Genomic DNA, 311 nt, shown 5'->3' with positions numbered 1-311 from the left:
CGCACATGCCTCGATGGGGAAATGGCGGCGGTTTACGCAAGCCGCGCCATTTCGCCGTCGCAAACATCAAGCCCGGGCGAGGTGCCCGGGCTTTTGGGGTTTAGGCATTCTGGCTTTGGCGCTCGGCAAAAAGCGCGGTTAGCGGCAACGTTTGTGCTGAAGGCTCTCAGGTGCCGGAGAACTGGGCCGCGCGCGGTCCGGCAAGGGTCACCTGCCATGCGCTCTTGTTGTTGAAATTCTGGCTGGCGAGGAAGGTGTATCCGGTGCTGGACCAGGGCTTAACGCTGCCTGCGAGATTGTCGAGCACGTAG

Origin of the sequence: Rhizobium sp. UBA1881 (assembly GCF_002338015.1) — a bacterium.
Taxonomy (GTDB): Bacteria; Pseudomonadota; Alphaproteobacteria; order Rhizobiales; family Rhizobiaceae; genus Rhizobium.
The sequence above is the reverse complement of the archived record's forward strand: the minus strand, read 5'-3'. Positions refer to the sequence as shown.